The 1106-nt window shown below is 74.5% G+C and carries 1 protein-coding gene; it reads right to left on the bottom strand.

All coding sequences use genetic code 11. From position 1 onward, the window contains the following. On the bottom strand, window positions 1–1106 hold a 1106-nt coding region (locus AC3EVP_RS36875; RefSeq protein ID WP_435138154.1), incomplete at both ends, for an AMP-binding protein.

Here is a 1106-nt window from a genome sequence, read left to right as displayed (position 1 = left end):
GCGTCGAGAGGCTCAACGCGCCCTCCGGCACGGCGGCGAGCACCGACGGGGGGACCGTGGCGTGGGTGACGTGCAGGCGCGCGTCGGTCAGCGCGGCGAGCGGATCGGCGGCGGGTGGCAGCACCAGGGTGGCGCCGCACAGCAGGGCGGTGCAGATCTCCGACACGGAGGCGTCGAAGCTGGGCGAGGCGAACTGGAGGACCCGGCTGCCGGGTTCGATCGCGAAGCGCTCGACCTGGGCGGCGACCAGGCTCGCCACGCCCGCGTGGCTGACGACGACGCCCTTGGGGCGGCCGGTCGAGCCCGAGGTGTAGATCACGTACGCCGGGTGCCGCACATCGAGCGGAACCCGCGGATCGGTCTCGGGCCGGGCGGTGGTCTCGGCCACCGTCGCGATGTCGTCGACCACGACCGAGGGCCGCGCGTCCGCCAGCATGAACGCGATCCGGGCGGCCGGGTACGCCGGGTCCACCGGCAGATAGGCCGCGCCGGCCTTCCACACGCCCAGGGCGGCGACCACCGACTCGACCGACCGCGGCAGCGCCACCGCCACCACCTGCTCCGGGCCCACCCCCCGGGCGATCAGCTCATGCGCGAACCGGTTGGCCCACGCGTCGAGTTGACGATACGTCAGCTCGGTGTCACCGCGGACCAGCGAGACCGTGTCCGGCACCGCCGCCGCCCGCGCCCCGAAGGCCCGCGGCAGCGGGAGGGCGGCGACATCCCGATCGGTCGCGTTGTCCTGCTCCAGCAGCCGGTGCCGCTCGTCGGCGTCGAGCAGGCCGATCGCGCCGATCGGCTGCTCCGGGTCGGCGGTGACGGCCCGCAGCAGGCGCGTCCAGCGGCGGACCAGGGCGGTGACCGTCGAGCGGTCGAACAGGTCGGTGGCGTACTCGACGGTGCCGGCGACGCCGGCCGGGCTGCCGTCGGCGGCAAACTGCTCGGCCAGGCTCACACCGAGGTCGAACTTGGCGGTGCCGGTCGCGACCGCGTAGGTGGCGACGTCCAGGCCGGGCAGTGAGAAGCGCCCCATCGGCGCGTTCTGCACGGCGAGGATGGTCTGGAACAGCGGGTGGTGCGACAGCGAGCGAGAGGGGTTCAGCGCT

The sequence above is a fragment of the Actinacidiphila sp. bgisy144 genome (assembly GCF_057708105.1).
The sequence above is the reverse complement of the archived record's forward strand: the minus strand, read 5'-3'. Positions and strand labels throughout refer to the sequence as shown.